General features: G+C 57.5%; 21 protein-coding genes. 8 read left to right on the forward strand and 13 right to left on the reverse strand.

Going from position 1 to position 25,817, the window contains the following annotated elements; genetic code table 11:
* Positions 1–8: 8 nt before the first annotated feature.
* The gene (gene argH, locus UH5x_RS18510) at positions 9–1,391 is read right to left on the reverse strand and encodes an argininosuccinate lyase (protein WP_047812688.1); all 1,383 of its coding nucleotides are present in this window, start codon (positions 1,389–1,391) and stop codon (positions 9–11) included.
* Between the two features lie 126 nt (positions 1,392–1,517).
* On the opposite strand from argH, the gene UH5x_RS18515 reads away from it, so the two are divergent.
* Complete coding sequence (locus UH5x_RS18515) at positions 1,518–4,472, forward strand: hypothetical protein (protein ID WP_482633288.1); 2,955 nt, start codon at positions 1,518–1,520, stop codon at positions 4,470–4,472.
* 358 nt (positions 4,473–4,830) lie between these two features.
* Here the strand turns inward: UH5x_RS18515 and UH5x_RS18520 are convergent, their stop codons facing one another.
* On the reverse strand, positions 4,831–6,141 hold the full coding sequence (locus UH5x_RS18520; RefSeq protein ID WP_482633289.1) for an outer membrane protein assembly factor BamB family protein: 1,311 nt from the start codon (positions 6,139–6,141) through the stop codon (positions 4,831–4,833).
* Here UH5x_RS18520 and UH5x_RS18525 point away from each other — a divergent pair.
* From UH5x_RS18525 to UH5x_RS18535, 3 genes are read left to right on the forward strand one after another with little or no spacing between them, the layout of a single operon-like run.
* On the forward strand, positions 6,140–6,322 hold the full coding sequence (locus UH5x_RS18525) for a hypothetical protein (RefSeq protein WP_047812490.1): 183 nt from the start codon (positions 6,140–6,142) through the stop codon (positions 6,320–6,322). The two genes, UH5x_RS18520 and UH5x_RS18525, sit on opposite strands and share 2 nt — an antisense overlap.
* Positions 6,323–6,330: 8 nt before the next feature.
* On the forward strand, positions 6,331–7,668 hold the full coding sequence (locus tag UH5x_RS18530) for a GNAT family N-acetyltransferase (protein WP_482633290.1): 1,338 nt from the start codon (positions 6,331–6,333) through the stop codon (positions 7,666–7,668).
* A 9-nt stretch (positions 7,669–7,677) separates the two neighbouring features.
* Positions 7,678–8,406, forward strand: coding sequence for a GNAT family N-acetyltransferase (locus UH5x_RS18535; RefSeq protein WP_047812492.1), 729 nt, complete (start codon positions 7,678–7,680; stop codon positions 8,404–8,406).
* Here the strand turns inward: UH5x_RS18535 and UH5x_RS18540 are convergent.
* The 7 genes from UH5x_RS18540 to UH5x_RS18570 all read right to left on the reverse strand — a co-directional run bounded on the left by UH5x_RS18540 (position 8,389) and on the right by UH5x_RS18570 (position 15,543).
* Positions 8,389–9,318, reverse strand: a complete 930-nt coding sequence (locus UH5x_RS18540; protein ID WP_482633291.1) for an alpha/beta hydrolase — start codon at positions 9,316–9,318, stop codon at positions 8,389–8,391. The two genes, UH5x_RS18535 and UH5x_RS18540, sit on opposite strands and share 18 nt — an antisense overlap.
* A 5-nt stretch (positions 9,319–9,323) precedes the next feature.
* Complete coding sequence (locus UH5x_RS18545; protein WP_047812494.1) at positions 9,324–10,202, reverse strand: hypothetical protein; 879 nt, start codon at positions 10,200–10,202, stop codon at positions 9,324–9,326.
* The gene (locus UH5x_RS18550) at positions 10,199–10,723 is read right to left on the reverse strand and encodes a hypothetical protein (protein WP_236695939.1); all 525 of its coding nucleotides are present in this window, start codon (positions 10,721–10,723) and stop codon (positions 10,199–10,201) included. The genes UH5x_RS18545 and UH5x_RS18550 overlap by 4 nt, the downstream gene beginning before the upstream one ends.
* Before the next feature lie 215 nt (positions 10,724–10,938).
* A complete protein-coding gene (gatB, locus tag UH5x_RS18555) occupies positions 10,939–12,432 on the reverse strand; it encodes an Asp-tRNA(Asn)/Glu-tRNA(Gln) amidotransferase subunit GatB (protein ID WP_047812495.1) in 1,494 nt (497 codons plus the stop codon).
* Positions 12,433–12,498: 66 nt separating this feature from the next.
* On the reverse strand, positions 12,499–13,356 hold the full coding sequence (locus UH5x_RS18560) for a lysophospholipase (RefSeq protein WP_482633292.1): 858 nt from the start codon (positions 13,354–13,356) through the stop codon (positions 12,499–12,501).
* Between the two features lie 5 nt (positions 13,357–13,361).
* The gene (locus UH5x_RS18565; protein WP_482633293.1) at positions 13,362–14,549 is read right to left on the reverse strand and encodes a dipeptide epimerase; all 1,188 of its coding nucleotides are present in this window, start codon (positions 14,547–14,549) and stop codon (positions 13,362–13,364) included.
* Positions 14,536–15,543, reverse strand: a complete 1,008-nt coding sequence (locus tag UH5x_RS18570; RefSeq protein ID WP_482633294.1) for an NAD-dependent epimerase/dehydratase family protein — start codon at positions 15,541–15,543, stop codon at positions 14,536–14,538. Before UH5x_RS18570 ends, UH5x_RS18565 begins: the two co-directional genes overlap by 14 nt.
* A gap of 616 nt (positions 15,544–16,159) precedes the next feature.
* Here UH5x_RS18570 and UH5x_RS18575 point away from each other — a divergent pair.
* From UH5x_RS18575 to UH5x_RS18590, 4 genes are all read left to right on the forward strand, one after another.
* A complete protein-coding gene (locus tag UH5x_RS18575) occupies positions 16,160–17,281 on the forward strand; it encodes an RHS repeat domain-containing protein (protein WP_482633295.1) in 1,122 nt (373 codons plus the stop codon).
* 94 nt (positions 17,282–17,375) lie between these two features.
* Entirely contained in the window at positions 17,376–17,996 is a 621-nt protein-coding gene (locus UH5x_RS18580) for a DUF4304 domain-containing protein (protein WP_482633296.1), read from the forward strand.
* Positions 17,997–18,278: 282 nt separating this feature from the next.
* Positions 18,279–18,959: a hypothetical protein gene (locus tag UH5x_RS18585; protein ID WP_482633297.1), complete on the forward strand. Its 681-nt coding sequence runs from the start codon at positions 18,279–18,281 to the stop codon at positions 18,957–18,959.
* Positions 18,960–19,065: 106 nt separating this feature from the next.
* On the forward strand, positions 19,066–19,251 hold the full coding sequence (locus tag UH5x_RS18590; protein WP_482633298.1) for a hypothetical protein: 186 nt from the start codon (positions 19,066–19,068) through the stop codon (positions 19,249–19,251).
* 358 nt (positions 19,252–19,609) lie between these two features.
* Here UH5x_RS18590 and uvrA read toward each other — a convergent pair whose 3' ends face one another.
* The 4 genes from uvrA to rimO form a co-directional block, all read right to left on the reverse strand.
* Positions 19,610–22,129: an excinuclease ABC subunit UvrA gene (uvrA, locus tag UH5x_RS18595; RefSeq protein WP_047812503.1), complete on the reverse strand. Its 2,520-nt coding sequence runs from the start codon at positions 22,127–22,129 to the stop codon at positions 19,610–19,612.
* Entirely contained in the window at positions 22,126–23,421 is a 1,296-nt protein-coding gene (locus UH5x_RS18600) for a CPBP family intramembrane glutamic endopeptidase (RefSeq protein WP_482633299.1), read from the reverse strand. The genes uvrA and UH5x_RS18600 overlap by 4 nt, the downstream gene beginning before the upstream one ends.
* Entirely contained in the window at positions 23,418–24,152 is a 735-nt protein-coding gene (pgsA, locus tag UH5x_RS18605; protein ID WP_047812504.1) for a CDP-diacylglycerol--glycerol-3-phosphate 3-phosphatidyltransferase, read from the reverse strand. Before pgsA ends, UH5x_RS18600 begins: the two co-directional genes overlap by 4 nt.
* A 137-nt stretch (positions 24,153–24,289) precedes the next feature.
* Positions 24,290–25,720 (reverse strand): 30S ribosomal protein S12 methylthiotransferase RimO, encoded by a 1,431-nt coding sequence (gene rimO / locus UH5x_RS18610; RefSeq protein WP_482633300.1) that lies wholly within the window; start codon positions 25,718–25,720, stop codon positions 24,290–24,292.
* Positions 25,721–25,817 lie beyond the last annotated feature (97 nt).

Consider the following 25,817-nt stretch of genomic DNA (forward strand, 5'->3'; position numbering starts at 1 on the left):
CGCGTTGGTCACGCGTTTTCCAGGCGTGATGTCCAGAGCTGGATCTGCTCACGAACTCGGGCCGGTGCGGTGGAGCCTTCGCTGCGGAAAGCGGCGATCGCGTTGGTCGTGCCGAGCACCTCGTAAATCGATTCATCGATTTGATCGCTGAGCTTTTGGTAGGTTGCCAGAGGCAATTCCGACAGCCTCACGTCCTGCTGCATCGCTTCCGAGACGATCGCACCGACCAAGTGGTGAGCAGTGCGTTGGGGCATCCCGCGAGCGATCATCCACTCCATCAAGGTCGTCGCATCGAGGTAGCCCTTCTCGATGCGTGCTGCGATGGAATCGCGTTTGAGTTCGGCTCCGCGAACGATCGGTGCGGCCAGTTCCAACATCGCTCGGGTTGTGTCGAAGGCATCGAACAACGGTGGCTTGTCTTCTTGCAAATCACGGTTGTAAGCCAACGGCAGATTCTTGATCAGCAGCATCAGGGTTTGCAGCGCGCCCATCACGCGAGCCGATTTTCCGCGGGTCAATTCCAAGGTGTCCGGGTTCACCTTTTGTGGCATGATGCTGCTGCCGGTGCAGAAGGCTTGTGGGATTTGGATGAAGTCAAACTCCACCGTGCTCCACAGGATCCACTCTTCCGCCCAGCCGCTCAGGTGGGACGCGATCAGTGAGAGCACGAAGGTGGACTCCACCACAAAGTCACGGTCGCTGCTGGTGTCGAGGCTGTTTGCGGTGATGCCTTCGAAGTCGAGTGCTGAGGCGGTGTGATGGCGATCGATGGGAAGCGTCGTGCCAGCGACCGCGGCGATCCCCAGCGAGCATTGGTTGACCCGTTTTCGGCAATCCGCGAGGCGTTGTCGGTCCCGTTCCAGTTTTTCGATGTAGGCGAGCCAGTAGTGCGGCGCCAGCACCGGTTGGGCGCGTTGCAGGTGCGTGTAGGCGGGCAGGATGACGTCAAAGTCATTCTCACAACGCGATAGAAACGCCGCTTGCAGATCGACCAGCAACGCATCGATTTCATCGAGGGATTGCCGGATCCACATTCGGGTGTCCGTGCTGACTTGGTCGTTTCGGCTGCGAGCGGTGTGCAGTTTTCGGCCGGTGTCACCGATCCGATCGATCAGGGCTTGCTCGACATGCATGTGGATGTCTTCGAGTTCGAATCGCATCGGCAATTCGCCGCGGTCGAGTTCGCCTCGAATGGTTTCCAAAGTGTCCCGGATAAGCTTGAATTCCTCTTCTGTGAGCAGCCCGACTTCGCGAAGCATGTTCGCGTGGGCGATCGACCCGCGAATGTCGTGCTCGTACAACCGCGAGTCAAAACTGATGCTTTCGGCGTATGCTTCCAGTCGGGCATCGGTTTCGGCTTGGAAGACACCACTTCGAGACGGGCTGGCCACGGTTGACTTTCTGGGTGAGAGGTTTCGAATGTTCTGGATTCGCGTGCCCAAATTCAGGCCCGAATAGAATGTCGCAAGACACGGCTGGTGAAAACCACGCTGCCAATCTTCCACGAGACTCTGATCATGCCTTCCCCGTCTGAACAATCCAGCCCCATTCGCACTTTGTTTCCCGAGAAGCCATTTCTCGCGATCGTGCTGGCGTCCGTGGGGGGGATGTTGGGCCTGTTGATCGCGGGCGACGTTCGAATCGCCAACGCTCAGTTGCCCGCCACACCTCTGCAGCCCGCCCCGATCCCGCAGACCCCGTTTGCCTCGCCGGGACAGCCCGTTCCGAGGCCGGGTGGGTTTCCGTTTGGAGCGGCGGCGAACAGCGTCAACGTTCGTGCCCAAGCTGTCGCTGGCCAGCCCTACGGGGTCGCTGTGATCGAGATGCCGCTGCAGAATCCGATCGTGGGTCCGGGACCAGGACCGCTGACGATCGATGAAGAACCTGCTCCAGCGTCGACCAGGATCTTTTATCCCGTCAGCAACGACGTGCGGGTCACCATGGGGCGTCCGCCATCGGAGCAACCTGTGCCGCAGATCGGCCGCGGGCGTTTGCTCAATCGAGTCGGCAACCTGATTCGCGAATTGGCGTCCAATGATGACCCGAAAGACCAAACGGTCGGTCGGCGGGTGATGTTTTTGTTCACCGGCGACCAGCCGTTCTCGGTTCCTGTGCGAGATCACCTGGGAACCCTGACGATGGTCGACGTTCGACCGGTGACCGATCCCACGCTCGCTCGAACCCTGCAGACGGCGTGGTGGGAAGAAACCACGGCCGCCGCGAAACGACAAATGGATGCCACCGACACACCGCCGTGGGTCCCAACCTACCTGGTCGCGATGTTGTCGGGGCGTTTGAATCTGCCGTTGCCAGCGTGGTTCGGACGGGGCGACGAAACCGAAACCCAAGACCCGTTGCTTCACACGCTCGAGTGGATTGGTGGCGCGGCAGGAGTCGCCAACGAAGTTTTCGCGACGGCTGCGGCGGGTGGGGCGTTGCAACAAACTTTGAACGACCCTGCACCGGCTCAAGTCGCAGCGTTGCCCTTGCCCGCCTCTCCAGCGTGGCAATCGCCGATGGCGACCGCTCCGGTGGAAACACCTGCGATGGAGGTGTTGGCCGAGCATGTTCCGCCGGAATGTTTTTACTTGCGATACGGCTCGTTTGAAAACTACCTTTGGTTTCGCGACCTGACCTTGGAATACGGCGGCGATATCTCTCGCATGATCACCCTGCGTGGGATCAGCAATGAATCTGCTGAACGTTTGGAACGTCAGTTGGGCGTGCAAACCAACGCGATGAGCCGCTTGCTCGGCCCCAGCGTGATCGAAGATCAAGCCTTGATCGGTCGCGATTTGTACTTGGACGACGGCGCGTCGATCGGCGTGTTATTCCACGCCAAGAATGTGTTCTTGCTTCGCAGCAGTTTGAACAGCGACCGAACGAAGTTGGCGGACAGCAACGATGCGTTGACACTGAAGAAAGTCGATTTGCAGCATGGTTCTGCCACATTGCTTCGGAGCAGTGACAACCGAGTGCGATCGTTCTTGGTCGAGGCGGGCTCTTGCATCTTGGTCACGAACAGCAAAACGATCGCCGATCGTTTTCTGGAAGTTGCCCAGACAGGAGAGTCCTTGGCCGCCACGGCGGACTTTCAATTGGCACGCAGCTACATGCCGTTGGAACGCAACGACACCATCTTTGCTTACTTCTCGGCTGAGATGCTGCAAGGGTTGTTGGAACCGTCGTACTTGATCGAACTGCGTCGGCGAATGCAGGCGGAAGCCGACATTGCGCTGGTGCGTTTGGCTCGCATGGCGGCTCGCTCGAATGCCATTCCGGGGGAACCTCCCATGGAAGAGATCGACACGTTGATCGACATGGGATTTTTGCCTGAGAACTTCGGTGAGCGAGCGGATGGGACCGGTGTGGTTTCGTTTGGCAATCGTTTGGTGGACACTCGCCGAGGGGCTCGCGGAACCTTCTTGCCAATCGCCGACAATCCGGTTGATTTGGTAACCGCTAGCGAATCGCGTTGGTACGGCCAGATCGCGGCCGCCTACAGCGATCAATTCAGTTCCTTGGATCCGATCGTGATCGGCGTCCAACGGGAGGAATTCCCGGTGGATCCGTCGGGCGCTGCCGGTGGAGAACGCCGTGAAAGGCTGACGATTCACGCTGAGATCGCTCCTTGGCAACCCGAAAACTACGGCAGTTGGGCGAGACAGCTTGGGCCACCAACCCAAGTCGCGATCGACTTCGCTCCAGACGATGTGGTGGCGCTGCAGGCTCACGTGGCTTCCGAAACGCTCGGGCCACCAACGCATTTGTTTGCGGCGATCAAGGATTCGTTCCCGCCCGAACCAGAGTCGATCGGTGGTTTGATCAGCAAGTATCGAGCGCTGAAGGTGTTGCCCGGGTACTTGGGCGCATGGCCTCAACCTGGTGCGCTGGACCGATTGCCCTTGGGCCTGGGACGCGGGCAACCGGTTGGTCCAGGCATGAACCGATTGATTGGAGGTGTGTATCGCTACACGGGAGGCGGCTTCAGTGTGTTGTCATTCCAACCGGAGGTGTTGAACGCATCTCTGTCACATCTGGCCGCGAACGAAGTCGAAGACCCTGCTCAGGTGCGAGGCCGGATCGACAATCTGAAAGGCACCAAACTGGAAGGTTGGGTGAACCAACAATTGTACGAACGCGCCGCCACGGCCAGTCTGGCGGGAGCCGAGTTCCTGAATTCGTTGGTGGCCCAACTCAGCGTGCCAGTGGACGAAGTGATCGACCAAGCCGAGTTGGTGTTGGGCGGTCGGCCTCAATGCCCACTCGGTGGCGAGTACCAGTTCGACCCGGCCCGTCGACGCTTTGTCAGCACGGCTTGGCCGTCGGATGCAACGGGTCCGTCGCCCTATGCTCCGGTCGACTACCAAACGCCTTTGCTGGGTTGGTTCCGAGGGGCGGAGGCGCGTTTGACGCAGTACGCTAACCGCTTGATTGCCGATGCAACGATCGAGATCGCCCGAGCTCAATGAGTGATTCGAAACTCGGAACGACTTTTTCTAAGCAGGTACGCAGGTGTCATCGGGGATGTGAGCCGTTTGGCGTTCGCCACGGTTCCCGCACATCACCGCGGCTAACGCTGGACTGCTGAAAGTTGGTGTTGGAGCTCTGATAGCGGATGCAACTTTTCTTCCGGCTTCCGGCTTTTTCCATCCCGGGAGGGAGAGTGGCGACGCGGGTTGCATGTCCGTCGGTGGCGCTATCGCTTACCGACGGCTACCATCTGACATCCCTACCGGGATGAAAACTTTCGCAAACGAATACGCTCCGCAACACCGAATATTTCGCAGTCCAGGCGAACGCCCAAACGGCTCACGGGATTCAACCCAATCATTCCTGCCCACCTGCTTCCTTCGTTTTGAGGCAGCAGAGTTGGTCGTTGATGCGAAGGAACAAGTGACCTCCGGTGAATGCGGGGGTCGCGCCGACCGGGCCGCCAAGATCGAATTTGCCAGCTTGAGTTGCTGAATCGCTAGCGGACAACACGTGCGCGGTCCCGTCCAGCGAAATGGCCAGCAGTTGATCTCCGACGATGATGGGGGAGGCACCAAAGTTGCCGCCCAATCGTTTCGACCAAACCTTTTTGCCGTCTTGTGTCCAGTCAATGCAGGTGGCGATGCCTGAGTCCGACACCAGGAACATCAGGTTGCCTTTGACTGCGGGTGTTGGCACGTACGGTGCCGCGGTCGTGATCCGAAAGGCTTCCTCGGGTTGTTCCGACGCGCTCTTGGGGATCCGCACGGCGGACAGGTAATTCCCACCACCACCGCTTCCGCAGGTGCCGATGGCCAAGTCACCCACCACCAACGGTGAACTGCAAACTCGTTTGTTGAACACTTTGAGCGACCACAGCATCTTGCCGGTTTCTGGATTGAGGCCAAAGATACCATCGCCAGTGCTGGCACCGATCAGTTGTTGTCCATCCGTGGTTGGCACACCGTACGAAGGCCGCGTGGAGGTCACGGGGGTTTCCCAAATCGTTTTGCCAGTCTTGGGATCGAACGCCAACATGGAACTCTTGCCTGGTGTTTGCCACGCTTCCAATCGGCTGGACTGTTGATCGTTGAACAACAGCAGTTGGGAATCGATCACCACGGGGCTTGCACCAAAACCATGCACTCCCGACCAAGTCCCTAGGTCGCGTGACCAGACGGCTTCACCATTCACGTTGTACGCCAACAACTCAGCGTGGTTGGCATCTCCGTAGACGAAGTAGACATGCCCTTCGTGCACGACGGGTGTGCTGGAGGCGGCCGTGTTTCGGCTGTGACGATGAGCTTCTTCAAAGGCGTGTGAACGACGCCAGAGGACTTTGCCTGTCGACACATCGATGCTGACCAAGTCCATCGTCATCGATTGATCGGACGGATTGACCGCGGTGTCGAGCAGGAAGACTTGGTTGCCTGCCACGACAGGCGAACCCACATGCCGTGCATTGAGTTGCACCTTCCAAGCGTAATCGTCATCGCTCCACTTGGTTGGCAACGTGCCGGCACCGGCGTCGCCGTAGGAGCTGGGCCCGTGGAATTGAGTCCACGAGGAAGGTGCGAGGCCTGTCGAAGTGGAATCGTTCGCGGGCAAGACGGAGCCGCAAGCGGTGCTGGCCGCGATGCATCCGCCCAAAAGTGTGCGACGGATCATGACGGTCCAACGAGGGGCGGCGTGCGATGCGGAGATGGGCATGGGTTTTGGTGGGATGAAGGATGGCATCGCGGCGGGTTGCGATGATTGTGCGGGTTGGGGTGTGTCTCTGCGTGAAGACGCACTGATTGTAGGTCAAATCAATTCGTTTGTTGCAATGGGCAATCGGGGGGTGGTCTAAAGTTCCGCATGATCCACATTGAAATCACCGATTCGCCCGAAGAACTGTTGTCCGACATGACTGCCTGGGACCGCCTGGCAGGCGGGATTCCGTTTCGGCAGACCGTATGGTTGCAATCCTGGTGGCAGCAGTTTGGCAATGCCGAACGAGCCTTTTTCATGGTCGCCCGAGATGAATCGGGCGTTTGCCGTGGGATGCTGCCTCTGGAGCGAACCGAGGGTGACCTGCGTCGGTTGCAGACCCTCGCCGCCGGCAATGTCTGCACCGATCACGTTTCGATTCTGGCACGCCCCGAGGATCGCGAAGAGATTGCCAACGCTTTCGCAAGCTATCTGATCGAGTGTTCCTCGGATCGAAAACAGGGATGGGACCAAATCGATTTCGACGGAACCATCGCGGGTGACCCGGCGATGGAAATCTTCTTGCGACGTCTGGCGGCCGAAGAAGTTCCGACCAGCATTCGCACTCGGATGCACCTCTGGTTCAATCGTTGCGAAGCGACCTGGGAAGATCTGTTGGCGACGCGTTCACGCAAGTATCGCAACCGAGTTCGCGGACTGCTTCGCAAGTTGGATGAAAGCGACGGAGAACTTTTTGTGCGAGATGCGGGATCCCCCGCAGAAGCTCGCCAAGGGGTGTCGAAGCTGATCGAGATGCATCAAAAGCGTTGGCAAGCGGTCGGGGAACCAGGGACTTACGCCGATGAGCGCATGGTTCGTTTTGTGACCGATGCCACGTTGAGAATGAGCGATCGTGGCCGGTTGCTGTTGCCTCAGTTGGTCTACCAAGACGAGGTCGTCGCGACCGAGTTGCACTACATCGGTGACGATGGACGTCAGTACTGCTACAGCACCGGTGTCAATCACGCGTACCCAGATCTCAAACCGGGCATCCTGTTGAACTCGCACATGTTCCGTGAGGCTCACCGTCATGGTCGCGCGGGCATCGACTACATGCGCGGTGACGAAACTTACAAGGGTCGTCTGCACTCCCACCCGACTCCCCTGTTGGAGATCTCGGTGTTTGCCAAGCATGCTCGCGGGCAAGTGCGAATGGCCCAAGATCGTGCAACCCAGTTGCTCAAAGTCCAGTGGCGACGCATGAAGGATCTGCCTCAAGAACAACCGCTCACTCTCGAGGAAGCCTTTGCTGAAGAGCATCGAGCTTTCCTTCCTGATCAAAAGAGCGTGACAGAATCGCTCGCGGTTGTGCCGGCAATTCTTTCGGTGGCACATCAAACCATTGTCGAGGAAAAGGAAGAGCGGTTGGAGTCGGCCATGATCTACTCCATTCAAGACTATCAACGTCCGGGTGCGTTTTCGCATGAACCCGAACCGAGCAATTGAGAGTTCATCATGTCCGCGACTCTAGCAACTCTTTATCGAGCGATACGGCGACTGCATGTGATGGATGTCACGTGTTTGTTGCATGCATCGCCGGTCCAACCGGTGGACGCTGCGGAGCCTCCTCCGATTCGTCCAGCATCCGATGAGTTGGTTGCCCATGTGATTGAGTTCGAAGAACTGGAGCCCCTGCGTCGCGACGACCGGATCAGTCCTGTTGTCGGAACGGGGATCGCTCGCACCGCTGCGTCGAGCGACCATGGACCGGGTGATCAATGGTTGTTTGGGATTCGGAACGACGAGCGAGTCATCTCATTCATTTGGGCTGCGACGGGCTACATTCCCGCCTCTGAAAACTTCAGTCGGAGTGCTCATCTGGGATCTTCGCTCAACATGCCACCGCATTGTGGCTTTCTATTCAATGCCTGGACCGATCCAGAACACCGTGGTCGCGGGCTGATGGCGAATCTGCTTCGTTCATTGATCCACGAAGACGCCTTGGGGTTGAATCTGCAGGATTGGTTCGCCACAACCGATTGGACGAATGTTGCCTCGCAGAGCACGTTTCACAAGTGCGGTTTCCAGCGGGTCGGACGGCTCTATCGCGTTGGTCGTGGACGCATGCAAGCCAGCGTGGTTCCTGACTTGGAACGTCGGATGAAGGAAACTGTGCAGTTAGAAGCCAGCCGTCAAAGGCCACACATTGCCTCGGATGCGCCGGGGCTACGCTGGTCGTTGTGACCTGCGAATCACCCAGTCGAGCGCATTGTTGATCGCCGGGCGGTGTTCCTCTTCCAATACATCGTCGTGGCTCAGGCCAGACAGTTCCACCACCAGTTTGGGACCAGCGTAAGCGGCATGGATTGCCTTTTGGTATTCAGGCAACACCAGCGAGTCTTTTTCGGACATCAGGAACACGGCGGGAATCTTGCAGCGGCCTGCCAAGTCGACTGCATCGACGTTTTGGGGCAACACTGCGGAGACATGCTGCATCGCGGTGGTTGCACGCCAGCGAGCCGAAATGTTCAGAATCACGCGACGCAAATCAGGTGGATTTCGCACCCAAAGAACCGCGGAAGGCCATGCCTCCTGAAGCAATGACGCAACATGCATCGCGGGCAAGCACCCGAGGCTGTTGCCGCACAGCCAAATGCGTGTCTCGTTGCCACTGGAGGATTGCTGGGCACGTGCCGAGAGGACTCTGAGGGACCACTCCGCTGCTGCGTTTGAAAAATTCTGGAGCGTTGCTTTGCCAGGGCTGCCACCATAGCCAGGTGGATTCCAGGTCCACACTTCGGCGGACTTCGAAATCGGTTGCTTGGGTTGCATTGGAAACGGTGTTGACCGCTCCGCTCGTCCGCCCGTTCCGGGGAACTTCAGCACGAGATCCTCGGGTGGCGGGATCTCTCGCCAATCTTCCAGGCGGCTGTTGTCTTGGACGCTGTTTGCCGAAGTGTTTCCGACGCGATGCACGAAGGATTCAATCCAAGCGTCAGGTGCACGACCGTTGGAATCGGATTTCGAGTGATCCGACAGTGAGACGCGACATCGAATTTGAGGGCGGTGGTCGATCGGGTCCGTGGTTGGGCGGAGGACAAAGCGGTTGAGCAGTCCAAACCGAATGCACCGGGACCAGTTTTGAATTGGACGCATGCGTTTCATCCACTCACGCCTGGGGTCGTTTGGGTTTCCAATGCGGAAGGCGTTTCAGCTTGGGTGCCTGCTCGAGGCAACCATCCGGCCAGCGACAACCCGATCAGCGGGCTCAACACGGAAAACAGCATGAAATTCGAGAACAAGGCAATGGAAGTGAACACGATCGCTCCAATGATTGCCGCCCAGCGAGCGGGAAGCAACCAAACACCCAGGCCCGCGACGGTTTCAATCAAGACCACTTTGCGACTGTAAAACGTCGCGATGGAGCGAAGCGTTTCGGTGTCAAAGTTGCCGCGCAAGAAGTTGAAGACCCAAAAGTCTCGGTCGAGAAAATAGATTTCCCACAACACATCGCCGGACCAGTATTCCGCCGTCCATTTCCCGGAGGCTCCTCCCAGCAACACCACCGAAACGATCACGCGACTGAGGAAGCTTGCTTTGCGTCCGAGTTCCTCTGGCGAGTCAAGTTCCAACCGCGTGGTGTACCAAAACGCCCACAGGCTGCACCACCAAAACGTGACGAAGGTCATGTCGTTGTAGCTGCCCTGATGCCAGATCATCACCGTCGCTGAGATCCACGTCACGCCAGCGGCGAAGCATCGCGGCCAGCGTTGTTCTGTGATCCATGCGGCAACAACGGAGATGGCAGCTGTTAAGAAGGCAACTCGCAACACCGTCGCCGATTGCAACCAAGTCGGGAAGAAATCGTGTTGGATCGGGATGGCTTCATAGATTCGATCGGCCAACAAGTAAAACGTCCACTTCCAAAACAGACCCAGCATCATGCCGACCCATGTTAGATGGAGCGGCGTCAGTGGCGTCCAGGACAGTTTCTTGAGAAGCGTTGAAAGCTGCCTCCTGAATTTGGCGACGAGATTCATTGCGCTGAATCCTCGGCCAGCATCATTCGCCACATCCCAGCGTCATCGCATGACAGCTCGTACGTTGATTGCAGCGATTCGCCACGGTAATGCGATTCCATCACCAACCAACGCGGTTCGCCGTCCTGCAGGTAGCGGACTCGCCCGTTGGCGAAGGTGAATTCACGTGCCGGGTAGTGGTTGATGGTTCGTGTTGCCAAGACGCCCAGTCCGGTCGCGTTCTCGTCCAAGGGTGACAACCAAAGCGGATCGACCAACCCGGCCAGTTCACCTTCCGGCGGCAAGTCACGAATTTCGGTGGTGTTCTTGAAGTTGTACATCGCCGGAATCGGCGTCTGGATCGCCCACCAAGCGAACGAAGGCGTTCGCAAGTGGAACCGCTGCATCGTTGAGTGAATGATTGGCGGGCACACGGGCATCAGCAGCAACCAAGCGGCAACGACCGCAGCGACCGTGATCAGAATGCGATATCCCCAATCCGGCTTCGATCGAAGCGTCGAAGGTTTCGCAGAAGCATTCATGGGGCCATGGCCGATGGAAGAAATTCGACGGGCGCGGTCGGTCAACGACATCACGCCGAGTGGGGATATTCAAACGTACCCCACACCCAATCATCGGCATTGGAGGAGGCGGTTCTGCGACATCACGTCACCGTTCCAGTCACCGCCGGATCCAGACCGAAACGATTGTGCGGGTTGTGCCGGAACGCCGTCGTTGGCCACTGGCAGTCGGGTGACTACATCTTCGCGATCAGGTCGATCAGCAATTGGCGGACGGCCTGCGGGGATGCGTTGGGATTCTTCTTTTTGGCTTGTCCGATCAAGGCTCCGACCGCTTGTTGCTTGCCGGCCTGCACGTCCGTGACGACTTGTGGGTTGGCCGCCAACAGTTCCTTGCACAGGGATTCCAGTGCGTCGTCGTCGACCGCTTCGATGCCCAGCGACTTGGTGGCTTGATCGATCGTTTCGTCATGCGTGAGCAAGTGCTCAAACACATCGCGAGCACGATTGTTGTCCAGCTTCCCGTCGACAATCATCCGGATCAGTTCACCGAGTCGCTCGGCCGGAACAGGGAAGGCATCGATGTCGAGGTTTCGTTCCTTCATCGTTCGCATGACGTCCTGCATCATCCACGATGCTGTGCGACGTCCGTCGCCGCTGGCTCCCACGGCGGTCTCGAAGTATTCGATCACGTCGGGACCTTGGTTGACGATCACCTCGGCGTCGTAAGGTTTGATGCGGTGCTGCGTCTGCAATCGCTCGCGAGTCACGGCGGGCAATTCGCCCAACGATTCCGCGATGGAATCCACGTATTCGCGAGGCAGGCGAACGGGCAGCAAATCGGGATCGGGGAAGTATCGGTAGTCCGCCGACTCTTCCTTCTCTCGTTGAGCAAACGTTTGCTCGGCGGAGTCATCCCAACCACGAGTGGTCTTGGGAGAGTCATCGATCGTTTGGCGGTTTTCTTCCCACGCGACGAGTTGACGTTGCACTTCGTAGTCAATCGATCGCTGGACGTTTCGGAAGCTGTTGAGGTTCTTGATTTCAACGATCGGCGTCGCGATTTTTTTGCCTTCGACGTCGATGTGCAAGTTCACGTTGGCGTCGACTCGCAGGCTGCCTTCTTGCATTTCGCAATCGGAAACCTTCAGGTGAGTCAGCAGCAACTTCAGTTCGCTCAGGTAAGCTCTGGCCTCATCGGCAGACCGGAGGTCCGGTTGGCTGACGATTTCCAACAGAGGTGTGCCGCATCGGTTGAGGTCGATCTTCGTATCGCTGATGCCTGACGCTTCATCGTGCATGCTCTTGCCAGCGTCCTCTTCCAAGTGTGCCCGTACGAGCCTGATTCGGCGTTCGGTCTCGCCATCGTCCGTGCTGATTGCCAGGTACCCATCGGCACAGATCGGCAAATCAAACTGGCTGATTTGATAGCCCTTCGGCAAATCGGGGTAGAAGTATTGTTTCCGATCCCACTTGGTCAGCGGGGGAATGTCGCAATTCAACGCCAATCCGGTTTTGACGGACAACGCGATCGCCTCGCGATTCATCACCGGCAGCGCTCCGGGCATCCCCAAGCAAACCGGGCAAACCTGAGTGTTGGGGGGGGCACCAAATTCGGTGGTGCATCCACAAAACAGCTTGGTTTGAGTCTTCAGTTGGACGTGGACTTCCAGCCCGATGATGGTCGTGACGGGATGTTTTTGGCAGGCCAAGATCGCGGAGGCAGTCATGCGGTGAGCCGGTGAGTCAGGAAAAACGGAGATGCACCGGCAATATCCCGCATCCTTCCCATGGGCTCAATCCCCAGCCGTTTTGCGAGCGACCCGAGTCACCCAATTCGTCAGATCACGAAAATAGGGCCGCGGGTCGGGTTCGAACTCAAACGTGTGGGCGGCCTGGTCGTAACACGTGCATTCTTTGTCGCTCGCCGCCATCTGACTGTACATTTCACGTGTTTTCGCGTTGTCGACGATCCGGTCCTGTCCCGCCAGCACCAACCAGGTCGGCGTGCGAATTGTCGGGACGACTTCCCGAGCGTGCTGGGTCAGCTTTCGGTCTTCCAACGCGAATCGAACGCTGACTTTCCGGAGCGTCAGCGAATCCTTTTGGATGAACGATTGCCAGCGAGCGACTCCGGTGAACAACGCGGGATCCTTCAGCGGAATCGGAACCCGCAATCCGCCCAGGCCCAACCGCGAAAGTCCGCTGAGCAATCGATACTTGGCCGGCGAAGGGAACTGCGCCGCGTAGATTCCAGGGCAAACCAGTGCCAACCCATCGATCAGCTCAGGATGCTCAGCCGCCAGCACCGATGCCAGTTTGCCGCCCCAACTGATCCCGCCCAGGATCAACGGCACATCACGCGGTTGAGTTTTCAGAAAGCAAACCACGTCGTCGATCCAATGCCGCCAGTCATCGACATCGCCACGCCGAGACGGGTTGCCTCCCGAGCCGCGTCGGTCCAGGAAGTGGACTTCAAATCCATTTTGAGCCAGGGCATCGCAACTGGCCAAATACCATCCCGAGTGGCTGACGATACCGTGCAAAAACACCACGCGACCGCGCGGACGAGTGACACGCCATCGCCGCGACATCAATCGCAGCCGACCGGCACCGTCGAACATCTCGATCTCGCACTGTGGCAATTGCTGCATGCCATTCATTGAGCTTCGACCACAAACGTGCGTTCCGCTTTCGCGTTCTGCCGCAACCAATCTTCGCGAATGGTGACTCCCAGGCCTGGTGAATCGAGTGCCGGTGCCCAGCCGCCGTATCGGAACGTGATGTCCTCCTGCGTTGGCAAAGCGGTCAGCAAGTGTCGATCGTACGAACCTTCGAGGTATCGAATGTCGCGAACGGAGCTGGCCCAGTGTCGGCCGGCTGCCGAGAGGACACCGGACTCGCCGGGATGACACCCGAGTTGACAACCAAGCCCCGATGCTCGGGCGAGCGCGGCCAATCGAAGGCAACTCAAGAAGCCACCGCACTTGGAAAGCCGAAGGTTGAACAGGTCGCAAGTGCCCCGCTCGATGGCCTGCTTGGCATCCATGCGGCTGGTCAATGATTCGTCCAGCATGATCGGAACGCCAATCGATTCGCGAAGCGACGCAAGGGCATCGACCTCATCGTGAGCCACCGGTTGCTCGATGCAAGTCACACCGAACTCGCGAAGCGGACGCATCTTCTCGATGACTTCCTCGGGACGCCAAGCTTCGTTGGCATCCAACCGCAGGTCCACGTTTCGGCCAATCCAGCGTCGAATGCGAGCGACACGTGACGGGTCGTCTTGCCCGTCCACACCAACTTTGATTTTGCATTGAGCGAACCCATAGGCACGCATTTTAAGAGCGGAGATTCGCTCGCTTTTGGTACCCGAGGATGTGATCGTGGTGGAGTAGCGAACGTGAGGTTGTTTCAGATGAATTTTTGATGCTTCAACAACATGTGGCACCACCGCGCTGACAGGTTGCCCGAAGTGCTTGCCAAACGCATCAAGCAAACTCAATTCTACCGCACATCGAAGCGAGTTCGAACCGCAGCCTCGCGGATCATCGGCTTCGTTGTGGAATTCCAATCCATCGCAGATCGAAATCACATCCGGCCAACTGGATGCCGGTCGCATCAGTGCTGGTTGCAGATTGGATTGCGACAGTTGTTGCAGGCATCCTTCGGGTGTTTCCCCGGTCACATAGGGACGCGGGACGCCTTCGCCCCAGCCGATGGTCCCATCAGTCAACTTGCATCGGATCAGCAGGTTGATGCTTTCGGTCCGCGTGAACGAAGCGTGTTTGATTTCGCGTTTGAGCGGCAGCGGAACCAGGAACGCGGTGAGTTCAGTGACTTGCATTTTCTGCCGCCCACTTCAGTGCGTCTTGGATTCCTTCACGAAAATCGATTCGCGGTTGATAGCCGAGCAAGCGTTTGGCTTTCTCGATGCTGAAGTCCAAATTCAGCGTCATGAACTTCATCGTCGCTCCGGTCAGCAAAGGTGGCTCGTCCGCGCCGCGAATTCGGCCGTAGGTTTCAAGAACCGGGCGAGCGACTTTGGCGAACCATAGCGGAACACGTTTGGGAGGTGGAAGCTCAAGGAAGTCTGCCACCGCGCCGAGGAATTCCGCTCGCGTGACCAAACGCTCGTCTCGCAAGTTGAAGGTCTCGCCCACGGCCGCGTCGTGGTCGATGCACAGGAACAATCCGTCGATGAGGTTGTCGATGTTGGTGTTGTTGAGCACTCGCTGGCCGTCGCCGATCATCCGGATCGAACCGTTTCGGAATCGCTGCATCAGCCTTGGCAAAATCCGTCGATCGCCTTCGCCATACGTGAATCCGGGGCGAGCGATCACGGTTGGCATGCCGTCTTTTTCATGAGCGGCATTCACGAGTCCTTCCGCGAGTGCTTTCGTGTGGGTGTAGCCATCGAAACCGCGAAGGTCGACGGGCGTGGTTTCATCGGTTCCGAGGTGGTGCTTGGCTTGGTAGACACCGAGTGCACTGAGGTGAACGAGCCGACGCAATCGATCCGAGCCTGAGGCAAAACGCAGCAGGTCCTCGACTGCATCCAAGTTGATCGCTCGGTAGGTCGACACTGGTCCCCAATCGCCCACATGAGCCGCGGTGTGAACGATCACGTCACTCTCGCGAATCGCGTTCTGGTACGCGGCGTTGGGATCGGTCAAATCCGATTCGACCCACTCCACATCGCAGCCATCCAGAACCGAACGATCCGATCCCGATCGCACAACCGCCCGCACGTGGTGCCCCGCAGCCGCCACACGTCTCACCACCGGCGCACCGATCATGCCGGTCGCTCCGGTCACCAGAATGCTTTCGGGATGGGGCATGGTTGCAAAAGGATGGTTGTTTGCGGAAGCGATGGTGGGGAAATCTTCGGAACTGGATGGTTTTATCAGTGTCCAAGGTCAACGAAAACGCAAGCCTAATCATGGCGCACGTCGTGGGAACCCACCCTGCCTCATCGAAGCCTTGATCTCAATCGAAAACGGATGCACAGACGACCAGAAATTGCGAGGGCATTTCGCGCCAAACAAGATTCTTCCTACTCTCTGAACGGTCGTGTTGGACAACTCGGATGTTCACTCCAGGGTGCATTCTGCGAATGCCTTCATTTTAAGCAGTCGAGCGGGGGAATGAAGCAGCTGGGTAAGCGATGAATCGGTGACGGGAGCGAAACCCGCTGAAACACGAGGGATCAATCACTAAATCGCATCTCTGCAAAACGCTTTCAACAAGAGGGTTACGGACGCTGACGAAGGCTAGCCCGCCAAGAAATCGTTCCAACGGAATGTAAATTGCGAGTCGAGTGAACTCCATTGCTCGGTACGCATCCGCCACAGTGACGCCAGCTGCGTCCATTGCAATAACCGATCTGCTATTTTGACTCGATGGGGCGGCTTACCTCACTTGATCACGAAGATGGAGAACAACGATGAAGGAAACTTGACTGTCAAGACACGAGTCAGTTCGGATCCCGATGACGACAAAACGGTGACTTACACCTGGGACCATCGCAATCGATTGGTTTCCGTCACCAACAAAGACAACTCGGGTACCGTGACTCAGCTTGTCGAGCACACATACGACGTGCTTGACCGGCGAGTGAGCATGAGCGTGGATCTCGACGGAGCGGGGCCGCTTCCAGAGCAGATCACTCGCTACATCTACAGTGGAACCGATATTCTAGCAATTAGCGATGAATCAGGGTCGATCACCCGACGAATGCTTCACGGTCCCGCAGTCGACCAAGTTTTTGCGATCGAAGACGATTCCACCGGTGACACGCTCTGGGCACTCTCTGATCAATTAGGCAGCGTCCGCGACGTGGTCGATTCTGATGGCACGGTTGAGAACCATCTTGTCTACGACGCCTACGGAAACGTAGTCAGCGAAACAGACACCGACATCGACTTCCTTTATGGCTTCACCGGCCGCGAACGCGACGAAGCCAGCGGATTGAACTACCACCGGGCTCGCTATTTCGATACCAACAATGGTCGGTGGATGAGCCAGGATCCGATTGGATTCGATGCGAGAGACACCAATCTTTACAGATACGTTGGGAACAAAGCAACGACCAGAGTCGATCCAAGCGGACTGGTGGACGAAGACGAAGTGCTAGAGGCAATGAAGGAAGTCACATTCGATCCGTTTGTCAATATGGAGCGAATGGTTTGTGATGCGATGGACTGGATAAGAGGGCGCCCGATCGGTGAGACTTACAAGGCACACTTAGAACCCAGTGATTTCTTGATGGGTGCGGTGCCTAGTTCTCGGCTGCTAATTGTTCCACTCAGGCCACCAGTGACTAAGCCACCGATCGCCCCCTCCCCAAGAGGCGCCAGCAATCCAAGAGTTCGGAGAAGTACTGAGATTGGACAGGAGGCACACCGGCAGTTGGAGACCGAGGGCCTTGGGGAGTGGATGCCAGAACAGCGGATTGAACTGCCGAGTGGAAGGGGTGTCCGCAAGGATGGGGTAGGGATTGAGAACCCTAACAGAGTGAGAATCATCAAACCGGACACGCCACCTGCCGCCGTGCCGCTCAAAGGAGAGCCGCGTTGATGGAAGAACATGGTTACGAACCGCAGGTCGATCTTTACGATCCAGCTAATCCTCGATTTCAACCCGACAGCCCAACCTACATCGGACCAAAAAATTGAAAACCTTTGAGTTAGCCAACATGCTGACGTCCCTGGAAGACGCGTTCCACTCGCTGGGCTACACAAAAACGAAGAGCAGATTTTGGAGAGTCAAGGATGAAATGTTTCAGCTTATTGATTTCCAGTCAGGTGCTCACGGAAGCTATTTCTTCGTTAATGTATGCGCCCACCCGGTTGGTTTTCCCAAATTGCTATCCGGCAGGCTCGAGATCCCAGAAAAACCATTGGAGCACGAGTGTATCATCAGGCAGAGAATTGAGCAGGTCGTTGGCTCGCAAGTCGCCGATTCGTTTCGTAAGGTGATCGTGCCACCAGACGATTTTGCAGTTGTTGAGGGGATCAAAGAAGCTGTCGTTACGGATGTCGAACCGTGGATGCGTCAGTGGGGAACATGCGAGGCGATTGCGCGAGCAGACGTGGCTGCGATGCAGCAGGTCGTGAATGCAGTGCCGGCTCTAAAAGAAAGAGCAACTGCGATGCTACAGTACTTTTGCTTGGTCAAGATCGGTCAACGTGACGATGCCCGCCATTTGCTTTCTAAGATCAAGGACGTTCCTGCGGGCAAATGGCGGATTGAGCAGGTAGATGATTACTTGGAGTCGTTGCTAGAGCATTGAGTATCTCTGAATCTGAGCTTTTACGATTGCGGTTCAGAGGGCGGATCAAAGGGGACGGAGGTAGATTGACCAAGGTTCTGCACTGGAGCAGAGGTCCGTCGCCCTGACGTCGACTTCTGAGTCCAGCAGCGACAGGGCGCTGCCGCATGATTCGGTCGGGTGCAACGATGCTGCCCAGCGAAGGTGAATGGATGGTGGACGGTGCGCTCCACCCCTTGATTGCCGTTGAAGGGCAAGAGCTTGAAATGCGGATCATAAAGGCCAGGATACATAAACGTTAGATTGCTTCAGAAGATCCGAAGCGGCAAACATCTGTTTTTACAAAGCAAGGAAATTTCGATGGTATCGAACGCGAGACAGACACAAGATTCGCCTGCATTTTCAATCCTTGCAGGCATCGCAATTGTTCTTTTCTGCACACGACTTCCGGCTGCAGAACCTCCTCAATCAGAGCGAAGCCTGTCGCAACTAATTGACAGCAAACGCTACACACCGTTGGAGAGGGATTTCTTTCAACTTGTCATGAGCAACACAGGGTCTGATTCGGAAAAGCTTAAGGAAAACACTCTTGGAAGGTTCCAGGCCATGCGCATGGTATCGGCGTTTCCGGGGCGAACCAATGACGAAGTTATCTTTGTTTTCAGCGAGCTAGCCTACCCCGATGCAGCAGATTATGCCATTCAGACAATTGCAGCTTTTGTTACAGAGGAAGGGATTGTGCATTGGCAACTTATCTGCCCATCATCAGCCAGCATTGTCAGCATTCGCCGCTCCGCGAAGAGCGTACACATCGAAGCTATTGCTAACTGGATTGTAAGGAAGAACGTGTTTGAGTATCGAATCGAAAAGAACGGCCTCTCTCTTGTTGGATCTCAAGTGCTGGCGGTTGAAGATGAGGACTCACCTTTGTTGCGTCGGCAAACGTATCTTGAGAGCAACGCCAAACCTGGACCTGCGAAATAGGCGGATCAAAGGGGACGGGGGTAAATTGACCAAGGTGCTGCACCAGAGCATCGGTCCGTCGCCCTGACGTCGACTTCTGAGTCCAGCAGCGACAGGACGCTGCCGCATGATTCGGTCAGGTGCAACGATGCCTCACAACGAAGGTGAATGGATGGTGGACGGCACCCTCCACGCCTTGCTCGACTGCGATGAAGAAGTCGGGTATCAAGGTGTTCGAGCGTCGCCCAGGGATGTTGCTGCTTGGTTGGCGGATCAGCATCGCCTGGGATGCAGTTCTTGCGGGAGATATTGAATCGATTTGCGAACACGTTCAGTCAGAGGAAGCCGCCGTGTCGTTCTAGCGTTTTCGAATCGCCGGATGTTTCTCGTTGAAATCGCCTTGCTGCCGAGCATGAGCGAGGTCGATGAACCGACGAGCAGGGCAACGAACCATGCGTGACGATCATAGCTTGGGCACCCTCGCCTGTCCGTCTGAGTGTTCTCGGCCCCTCATCGGATCCACGCCGGCCCCATCCGGGGCGATTTCATTTGGTTCATCAACAGCCTCGGGGCTCCCGCCCCGAGCTATTGACGCGGACTCCTCCGGAGTCATCCACGAATTCGCCCTGGAAGGGGCTGGCTTGCTTGTCTCGGGTTGGAAACCTCGATAATCACCGCAGCCGCAGGAATTTTCCGGTGGCGGATTTGGGGCAGGCGGCGATGGTTTCCGGCGGGCCTTCGGCGATCAGGTGGCCGCCTTGGGAGCCGCCGCCGGGGCCGAGGTCGAGTAGCCAGTCGCAGGCGGCCAGCAGATCGGATTGGTGTTCGATGACCAGCACCGTGTTGCCGGCTTCGACCAAGCGATCGAGCACGACGAGCAGACGCTGCACATCAGCAAAGTGCAAACCAGTCGTGGGTTCGTCGAGCACGTAAAACGTTTTGCCGGTTGCCGGTCGCGCGAGCTCGGTGGCCAATTTGATCCGTTGGGCTTCGCCACCGCTGAGCGTGGTGCTGGATTGCCCCAGCGTCACATAGCCCAGTCCAACATCGACGAGCGATGCTAGCAAGTGATGGACTTTGGGCACGTTTTCAAAGAACTCTTGGGCCGCGTCGATCGTCATGCCGAGCACGTCGGCGATCGTCGCGCCCTTGAACCGGACTTGCAGTGTTTGGCGGTTGAAACGTTTGCCGCCGCAGCGTGAACACTCGATGAGCAAGTCGCTGAGGAAGTTCATCTCGATGCGTTCAAAGCCGTTGCCTTTGCAGACGTCGCAGCGACCGGCCGGACTGTTGAAGCTGAATCGATTCGCGGCGAACCCGAGCGTCTTGGCTTCTCGCGTGCTCGCGTAGACTTGGCGGATGGGATCCATGACGCCAGCGTAAGTGGCCGGGCAACTTCGCGTCGTTCGGCCGATCGGTGTTTGGTCGATGGGAACCAGTTTGTCGATGTGCTGAGCGCCGGTCAGCCGTTTGTGTGGGCCAGGTTGGTCGGCGACCAATTCCAGCTTGGCAGCCAGAGCTGGGTAGAGCGTGTCAACAATCAGCGAGCTTTTGCCGCTGCCGGAAACGCCGCTGACGCCTACCAAGCATCCCAGCGGGATTTTTGCGGTGACGTTTTGCAAGTTGTTCAGCGTCGCACCGCTGAGCGTCAGCTGATGTGATTTGCGAGGCGTGCGTCTTGGCCGGTCCAGTCCAATCTTCGAGCGTCCGGACAGGTAGGCTCCCGTTGGGCTGGATTCGTCGTCGGCGACTTCTGCCGCCGTGCCTTGGCTGACCAACCGGCCGCCGTGGCGTCCTGCGCCGGGCCCAATGTCGATGACATGGTCCGCGGCTTGGATGGTGTCCTCGTCGTGCTCCACAATCACGATCGTGTTGCCGGCGGTCTGCAATTCCTTGATCGCGGCGAGTAACCGGTGGTGATCAGCCGGGTGCAGTCCGATCGAAGGTTCGTCTAGGACGTAGCAGACGCCGACCAGACCGCTGCCGATGCTGGTGGCCAAGCGGACGCGCTGCATTTCGCCGCCACTGAGCGTTTCCGCTGAACGGTCCAGCGTCAGGTAATCGACACCGACACGCCGCAAAAAATCGATACGACGAACGACTTCGGATTGGATCGGAGCGGCGACTTTTTGTTGCAATGCATCGAGTGGTTTGGCAACGTTTTCCATCCACGACTGGGCGTCCGGCAACGGCATCCGGCACAGGGCATCAATGGAGACATCGTGAATCGTGACGGCGAGCGATTCCGCTTTCAATCGCCCACCTTCGCAAGTCGAACAGGTCACCATGTGCGATTTGTCACCGCGGACGGCAACTTTGCCGAGACCTTGGCAAGTCGGGCAGGCACCGTAGGGGCTGTTGAAGCTGAATGTTCGCGGTTCCAGTTCTTCAAAACTTTCGCCACACTCCAAACAAGTCATCGAAGTGCTGAACAGTTTGGTTTCCGGTTCGCCGTCCCCGCGATCGATCAATGCCGAACACATGCCACCCGCAAGCCGCAGTGCCAACCGAGTGGACTCATCCAAACGAGCGTCCACTCCGTCTTTGATGATCAGCCGGTCGACGATGGCTTCGATCGTGTGGTTTTTACGAACCGCCAACGGCGGCACATCCTCGAGCAGATACATCTCGCCATCGACGCGAGCACGCACCAATCCGTGCCCGGCGATTTGTTCCAGCACGTCCGCGTGAGCCCCTTTGCGGCCGCGAACCATGGGGCTCATCAAAGTCAGCTTGGTGCGATCGGGCAGAGCCGCCAAGGTCGCGACGATGCGATCGGGTGTTTGGGTGCTGATCGTGCTGCCGCAGGCGACGCAGTGAGGCACGCCAACGCGCGCGTACAGCAGACGCAGGTAGTCGTAGATCTCGGTGATCGTGGCGACGGTGCTGCGAGCCGAGTGCGAACCGCTCTTTTGATCGATCGACAGGGTCGGTGCCAACCCGTCGATCCAGTCCACGTCGGGACGTGGGATGGCGTCGAGGTATTGCCGGGCGTAAGTCGACAAGCTGTCGATGTATTGCCGCTGGCCTTCGGCAAACAGGGTGTCAAACGCGAGCGAGCTCTTGCCGCTGCCGGAGACTCCCGAGATGACCGTGATCGCGTCGCGAGGGATGTCGACGTCGAGGTTGCGAAGGTTATGAACCCGGGCACCTCGAATGCGAATCAAGTTGTCCGTGGACGGCGAAATCATGCCCGCGACATCTCGATCAAAGTCATCACCATGGTCAGTCCATTGAGCACGAAGTGGACAATGATCGGCGGAATCAGCGAACCGGTTTGCCGATACAGATAGCCCAGCCCGAGGGACAAAAAGAACAGTGGAATTGGCGCGAGGCCTTGTCCCCAGTGCAGCAATGCGAACACCAAGCTGGCGGCGAAGACGGGCCAGATCGCGGTGGGCGTCCAGTCGTTGGAGTCCACCTTCAGTGAAACGGCGCTGGAGGCCAGGGATGCCGTTTCATCGGTGGATTCCTCCGCATCCGTGACGCCAAACGCAAATTCGTCTCCGGGCGTTTCGATTGAAGCGACAGCCGGATCCAGGGATTTTCGAACGATCGCGAGTCGCCAATCGGCCAAGCGTTGCAGCCCACCTTGCAGCAAGCCACGGATCCAGAACTCCTCGACCACGGGTGTCACCAGAGCGGTAGTGATGAACAACAGAGCAAAGACGCCATAGTTCGGGCCGGTGTCCGCTTCGTCCGGTTGAAGAGCGTCCAAGACCGGGTGCGAATAATCCTGCATGATTGAGACCAAGGTCATGATCAACATCGTCGGCGGCAGGATCATCAACGCGGATCGAAAACCGAGACTGATGTCGCCACGTTGTGGAATCAGGCCAATTCGCGAAATTGCTTCGCGGTGGTTCAAGCACAACATCGCCAGCGTGATCAAGGTCGCCGACAACATCCCCAGCGAACTCAATGTCAGTTGCGGGACGGAGAGTCCCGGAGTGGGGGCCGCCTCGGTTTCTTCGACGGGAACTGTTTCTGTTGCCGCCACTTCGTTGGCTTGATCCGTCGTCGGTTCCGACGGATCCGTTGCGACCAAGGGTTCCGAAGACGAATCCAGTAGGACAGCGGTGTCAGTGGCGGTTGGTCGTTCGATCCAGCCGGCAAACTGAAACGCACCTTGCAGCAAGGAGGTGCTGAAGATCAACGCCCCGATGAAAACCACGAAGTAGATCACCGACCAAAACGGGAGGTGCCTGGCACGGACCGGGACAAAGGCTTTTTCACCAAATGGTCGATGCCCGCGATAAAGCATCCGAATCCAACGCGACAGCGAGGTCGCGAAAGCCAACAGAATCAGAATCGACAAGATTGACAGTGCAATCTCGGTCGGGCCAAGCTCGACCACTTCCGCCGCGTCGACTGCGACCTCGCTCAAGGCAGGTGATTCGGCCGAGTCCGTTGGCACGGTCACTTCGCCTTGCGCCAGGAATGAAAACGCCCACCATGACGCCGAAGCCAATCCGAAACTCATTGGGTTGGGAGTTCGTTGGAAACGGAGCGAAGGTCAGCGTCATCACCTGACGACGCCGGGTTCGTGCTCGACGGGCCTTGGTTGGCGTCGGGGTTGTTTTCGGAGGGCATGGCTTGCGAAGAATCGGAGGTGGCGGGGGTGACCGTGGGATCGGCAGGGACTTCGAGGCCCGCTTCGGACTGCATCACACGGGCTGCGATCAGGGTGTAGTCCACACCGGAGTAAACCGTCAGTCCAATGGCTCCCCAGAGTAAAACCCACGTCGTCCAGCCCAGCCACATCGGCAACGGGGTGACGATGTACGTTAGCAGCACGGCAACAACGGCGGCACATTGCAGCACCATTTTCCATTTGCCGAGCCAGCTGGCTGAAAAATCGCCTCCAGCACCTTCGATGATGCCTCGCAAACTGGTGACCAGTAGTTCGCGAGCAATCACGATCGTGGCCATCCAGGACGCGACTGGGCTGTGGGGGACTTCGACCAACGCAATGAAGGAACCGCAGATGATGATCTTGTCGACGAACGGATCAAAAATCCTTCCGAGCTTGGTGACTTGCCCGTATTTGCGAGCCCAATACCCGTCCATCCAGTCGGTCGACGCCGCGATCAGAAAGACGATCATGGCCGCCATGTACTTGCCCGATGGGATCAACGCCATCACCGCGATCGCCAACACAAAGCGTGCTGTCGTCAGAGCATTGGGGACGTTGTAGATCGAGGGACCAGCCATGAGGCGACCAAAATCAGGGGAAACAAACGAGCAGTTGTGGGGAGGGAACGGTCAGGACGAGAAGTGTCAGATACCTTTTGCCAGGACGGCCCTGCGGGTGCTGTGCACAACAGGAAGCTCACACCTCTCTCTGATTGTTAAGTCGCTGCGGCCACCAAGTCGTAGCCTTGCGACGCAACGATTTCGCAGGGGCGAATTTGACCGACTTCCACGGGCGAATCCGGGTCGACTTGCGAAACGTAAATCAGCCCATCAACATCGGGTGCCTCGCTCCGTGTGCGGCCAATGAAGACACCTTCCTGTTCGGGCATCTCGGCATCGATCAAAACCTCTTCGATTCCACCGACGCGAGAATCATTCCAATCAAACGCGATCTGTTGTTGGAGTTCCATCAAGTCATCACGACGTCGCGCGGCCACGGCGGGATCCACTCGATTGGGCAATCTTGCGGCCGGTGTGTCTTCTTCGATGCTGTAAGTGAACACGCCCAGGTTTTCAAATCGAGATTCCTTGACGAAATCCATCAGCTCGACGAAGTCTTCTTCGGTTTCACCGGGGAATCCCGTGATCATCGTGGTTCGCATCACCAACGAATCAATTCGCGAGCGAAGTTTTTGAACGATGTCGGTCTGCAGTGCACGCGTGGTTTTGCGGGCCATGCGTTTCAGCATCTTGTCGCTGGCATGCTGAAGTGGCATGTCGATGTACGGCACAATTCGCTTGGCCGATGCCAACGTGTCGATCAACGCGTCGTCGATGTACATCGGGTAAAAGTACATCAGCCGAATCCAATCGACCGATTCGATTTTGTCGAGTTCTTGCAGCAGCTGGTTCAGGCGAGGTTCGCCGTAGCGGTCCATGCCGTAGTAGGTGGTGTCTTGCGCCACGACCACAATCTCTCGAACGCCGCTGTCACCCAATCGTTTGGCTTCGTCGATGATCTGTTCAATTGGTTTGCTGAAGTGTTTGCCACGCATCTTGGGGATCGCGCAGAACGTGCACAGCCGATCGCAGCCTTCGCTGATCTTCAGGTAGGCAAAGTGACGCGGGGTGACGGCCGATCGCATCGCATCGCTGAGCGGATTGACCGCGGCGGGTTTGAAGATCGTGCGTTGTTCTTGCAGTCCCGAATAGAGTTCGTCAACGACCGAAACGATGTCGTTGCGACCGAACACGCCGACCAACGCGTCGATGTCGGGACGAGCCTCCAGCAGTTTGTCTTGTTGCCGTTCCGCCAAGCAGCCCGTGACGACGACGTTGCGAAGTTTGCCATCCCGTTTGAGCGCCAGCATCTCATCGATGGCGGCCATGGATTCGTCACGCGCCGAGTCGATGAACCCGCAGGTGTTGACCACAACGAAGTCGGCACCGTCGACCGAATCGACCATCCGGTACCCGTCGGCGTCGAGACGACCGAGCATTTGTTCGGTGTCGACGAGGTTCTTGGGGCAGCCCAATGAAACGACCGCGTACCGCCCCCGCGGTTTTCCCGTTTCAGGATCGATCAGCGGGTCTGTCCCCGGTGAAGCGACCGTCACGTTGTTCTGCGGGAGGATGGGAAGTTGCATCAAACGAATTCAGAAACGAGGGATGAGTGGCAAAATGCCCGGGAAATCAGCATCGAGGATAGTTCGTGCCTGTTCACGGCAAGCACTTCATTAGAAC

The organism is Rhodopirellula sp. UH5 (assembly GCF_056839225.1).

Excerpts from the sequence above, each read along its gene's own strand:
- UH5x_RS18515 (WP_482633288.1), top strand. The coding sequence starts at position 1,518 with ATGCCTTCCCCGTCTGAACAATCCAGCCCCATTCGCACTTTGTTTCCC.
- UH5x_RS18525 (WP_047812490.1), top strand. The coding sequence starts at position 6,140 with ATGACGGTCCAACGAGGGGCGGCGTGCGATGCGGAGATGGGCATGGGT.
- UH5x_RS18520 (WP_482633289.1), bottom strand. The coding sequence starts at position 6,141 with ATGATCCGTCGCACACTTTTGGGCGGATGCATCGCGGCCAGCACCGCT.
- UH5x_RS18530 (WP_482633290.1), top strand. The coding sequence starts at position 6,331 with ATGATCCACATTGAAATCACCGATTCGCCCGAAGAACTGTTGTCCGAC.
- UH5x_RS18535 (WP_047812492.1), top strand. The coding sequence starts at position 7,678 with ATGTCCGCGACTCTAGCAACTCTTTATCGAGCGATACGGCGACTGCAT.
- UH5x_RS18540 (WP_482633291.1), bottom strand. The coding sequence starts at position 9,318 with ATGCGTCCAATTCAAAACTGGTCCCGGTGCATTCGGTTTGGACTGCTC.
- UH5x_RS18545 (WP_047812494.1), bottom strand. The coding sequence starts at position 10,202 with ATGAATCTCGTCGCCAAATTCAGGAGGCAGCTTTCAACGCTTCTCAAG.
- UH5x_RS18550 (WP_236695939.1), bottom strand. The coding sequence starts at position 10,723 with ATGAATGCTTCTGCGAAACCTTCGACGCTTCGATCGAAGCCGGATTGG.
- gatB (WP_047812495.1), bottom strand. The coding sequence starts at position 12,432 with ATGACTGCCTCCGCGATCTTGGCCTGCCAAAAACATCCCGTCACGACC.
- UH5x_RS18560 (WP_482633292.1), bottom strand. The coding sequence starts at position 13,356 with ATGCAGCAATTGCCACAGTGCGAGATCGAGATGTTCGACGGTGCCGGT.
- UH5x_RS18565 (WP_482633293.1), bottom strand. The coding sequence starts at position 14,549 with ATGCAAGTCACTGAACTCACCGCGTTCCTGGTTCCGCTGCCGCTCAAA.
- UH5x_RS18570 (WP_482633294.1), bottom strand. The coding sequence starts at position 15,543 with ATGCCCCATCCCGAAAGCATTCTGGTGACCGGAGCGACCGGCATGATC.
- UH5x_RS18590 (WP_482633298.1), top strand. The coding sequence starts at position 19,066 with ATGATTCGGTCAGGTGCAACGATGCCTCACAACGAAGGTGAATGGATG.
- uvrA (WP_047812503.1), bottom strand. The coding sequence starts at position 22,129 with ATGATTTCGCCGTCCACGGACAACTTGATTCGCATTCGAGGTGCCCGG.
- UH5x_RS18600 (WP_482633299.1), bottom strand. The coding sequence starts at position 23,421 with ATGAGTTTCGGATTGGCTTCGGCGTCATGGTGGGCGTTTTCATTCCTG.
- pgsA (WP_047812504.1), bottom strand. The coding sequence starts at position 24,152 with ATGGCTGGTCCCTCGATCTACAACGTCCCCAATGCTCTGACGACAGCA.
- rimO (WP_482633300.1), bottom strand. The coding sequence starts at position 25,720 with ATGCAACTTCCCATCCTCCCGCAGAACAACGTGACGGTCGCTTCACCG.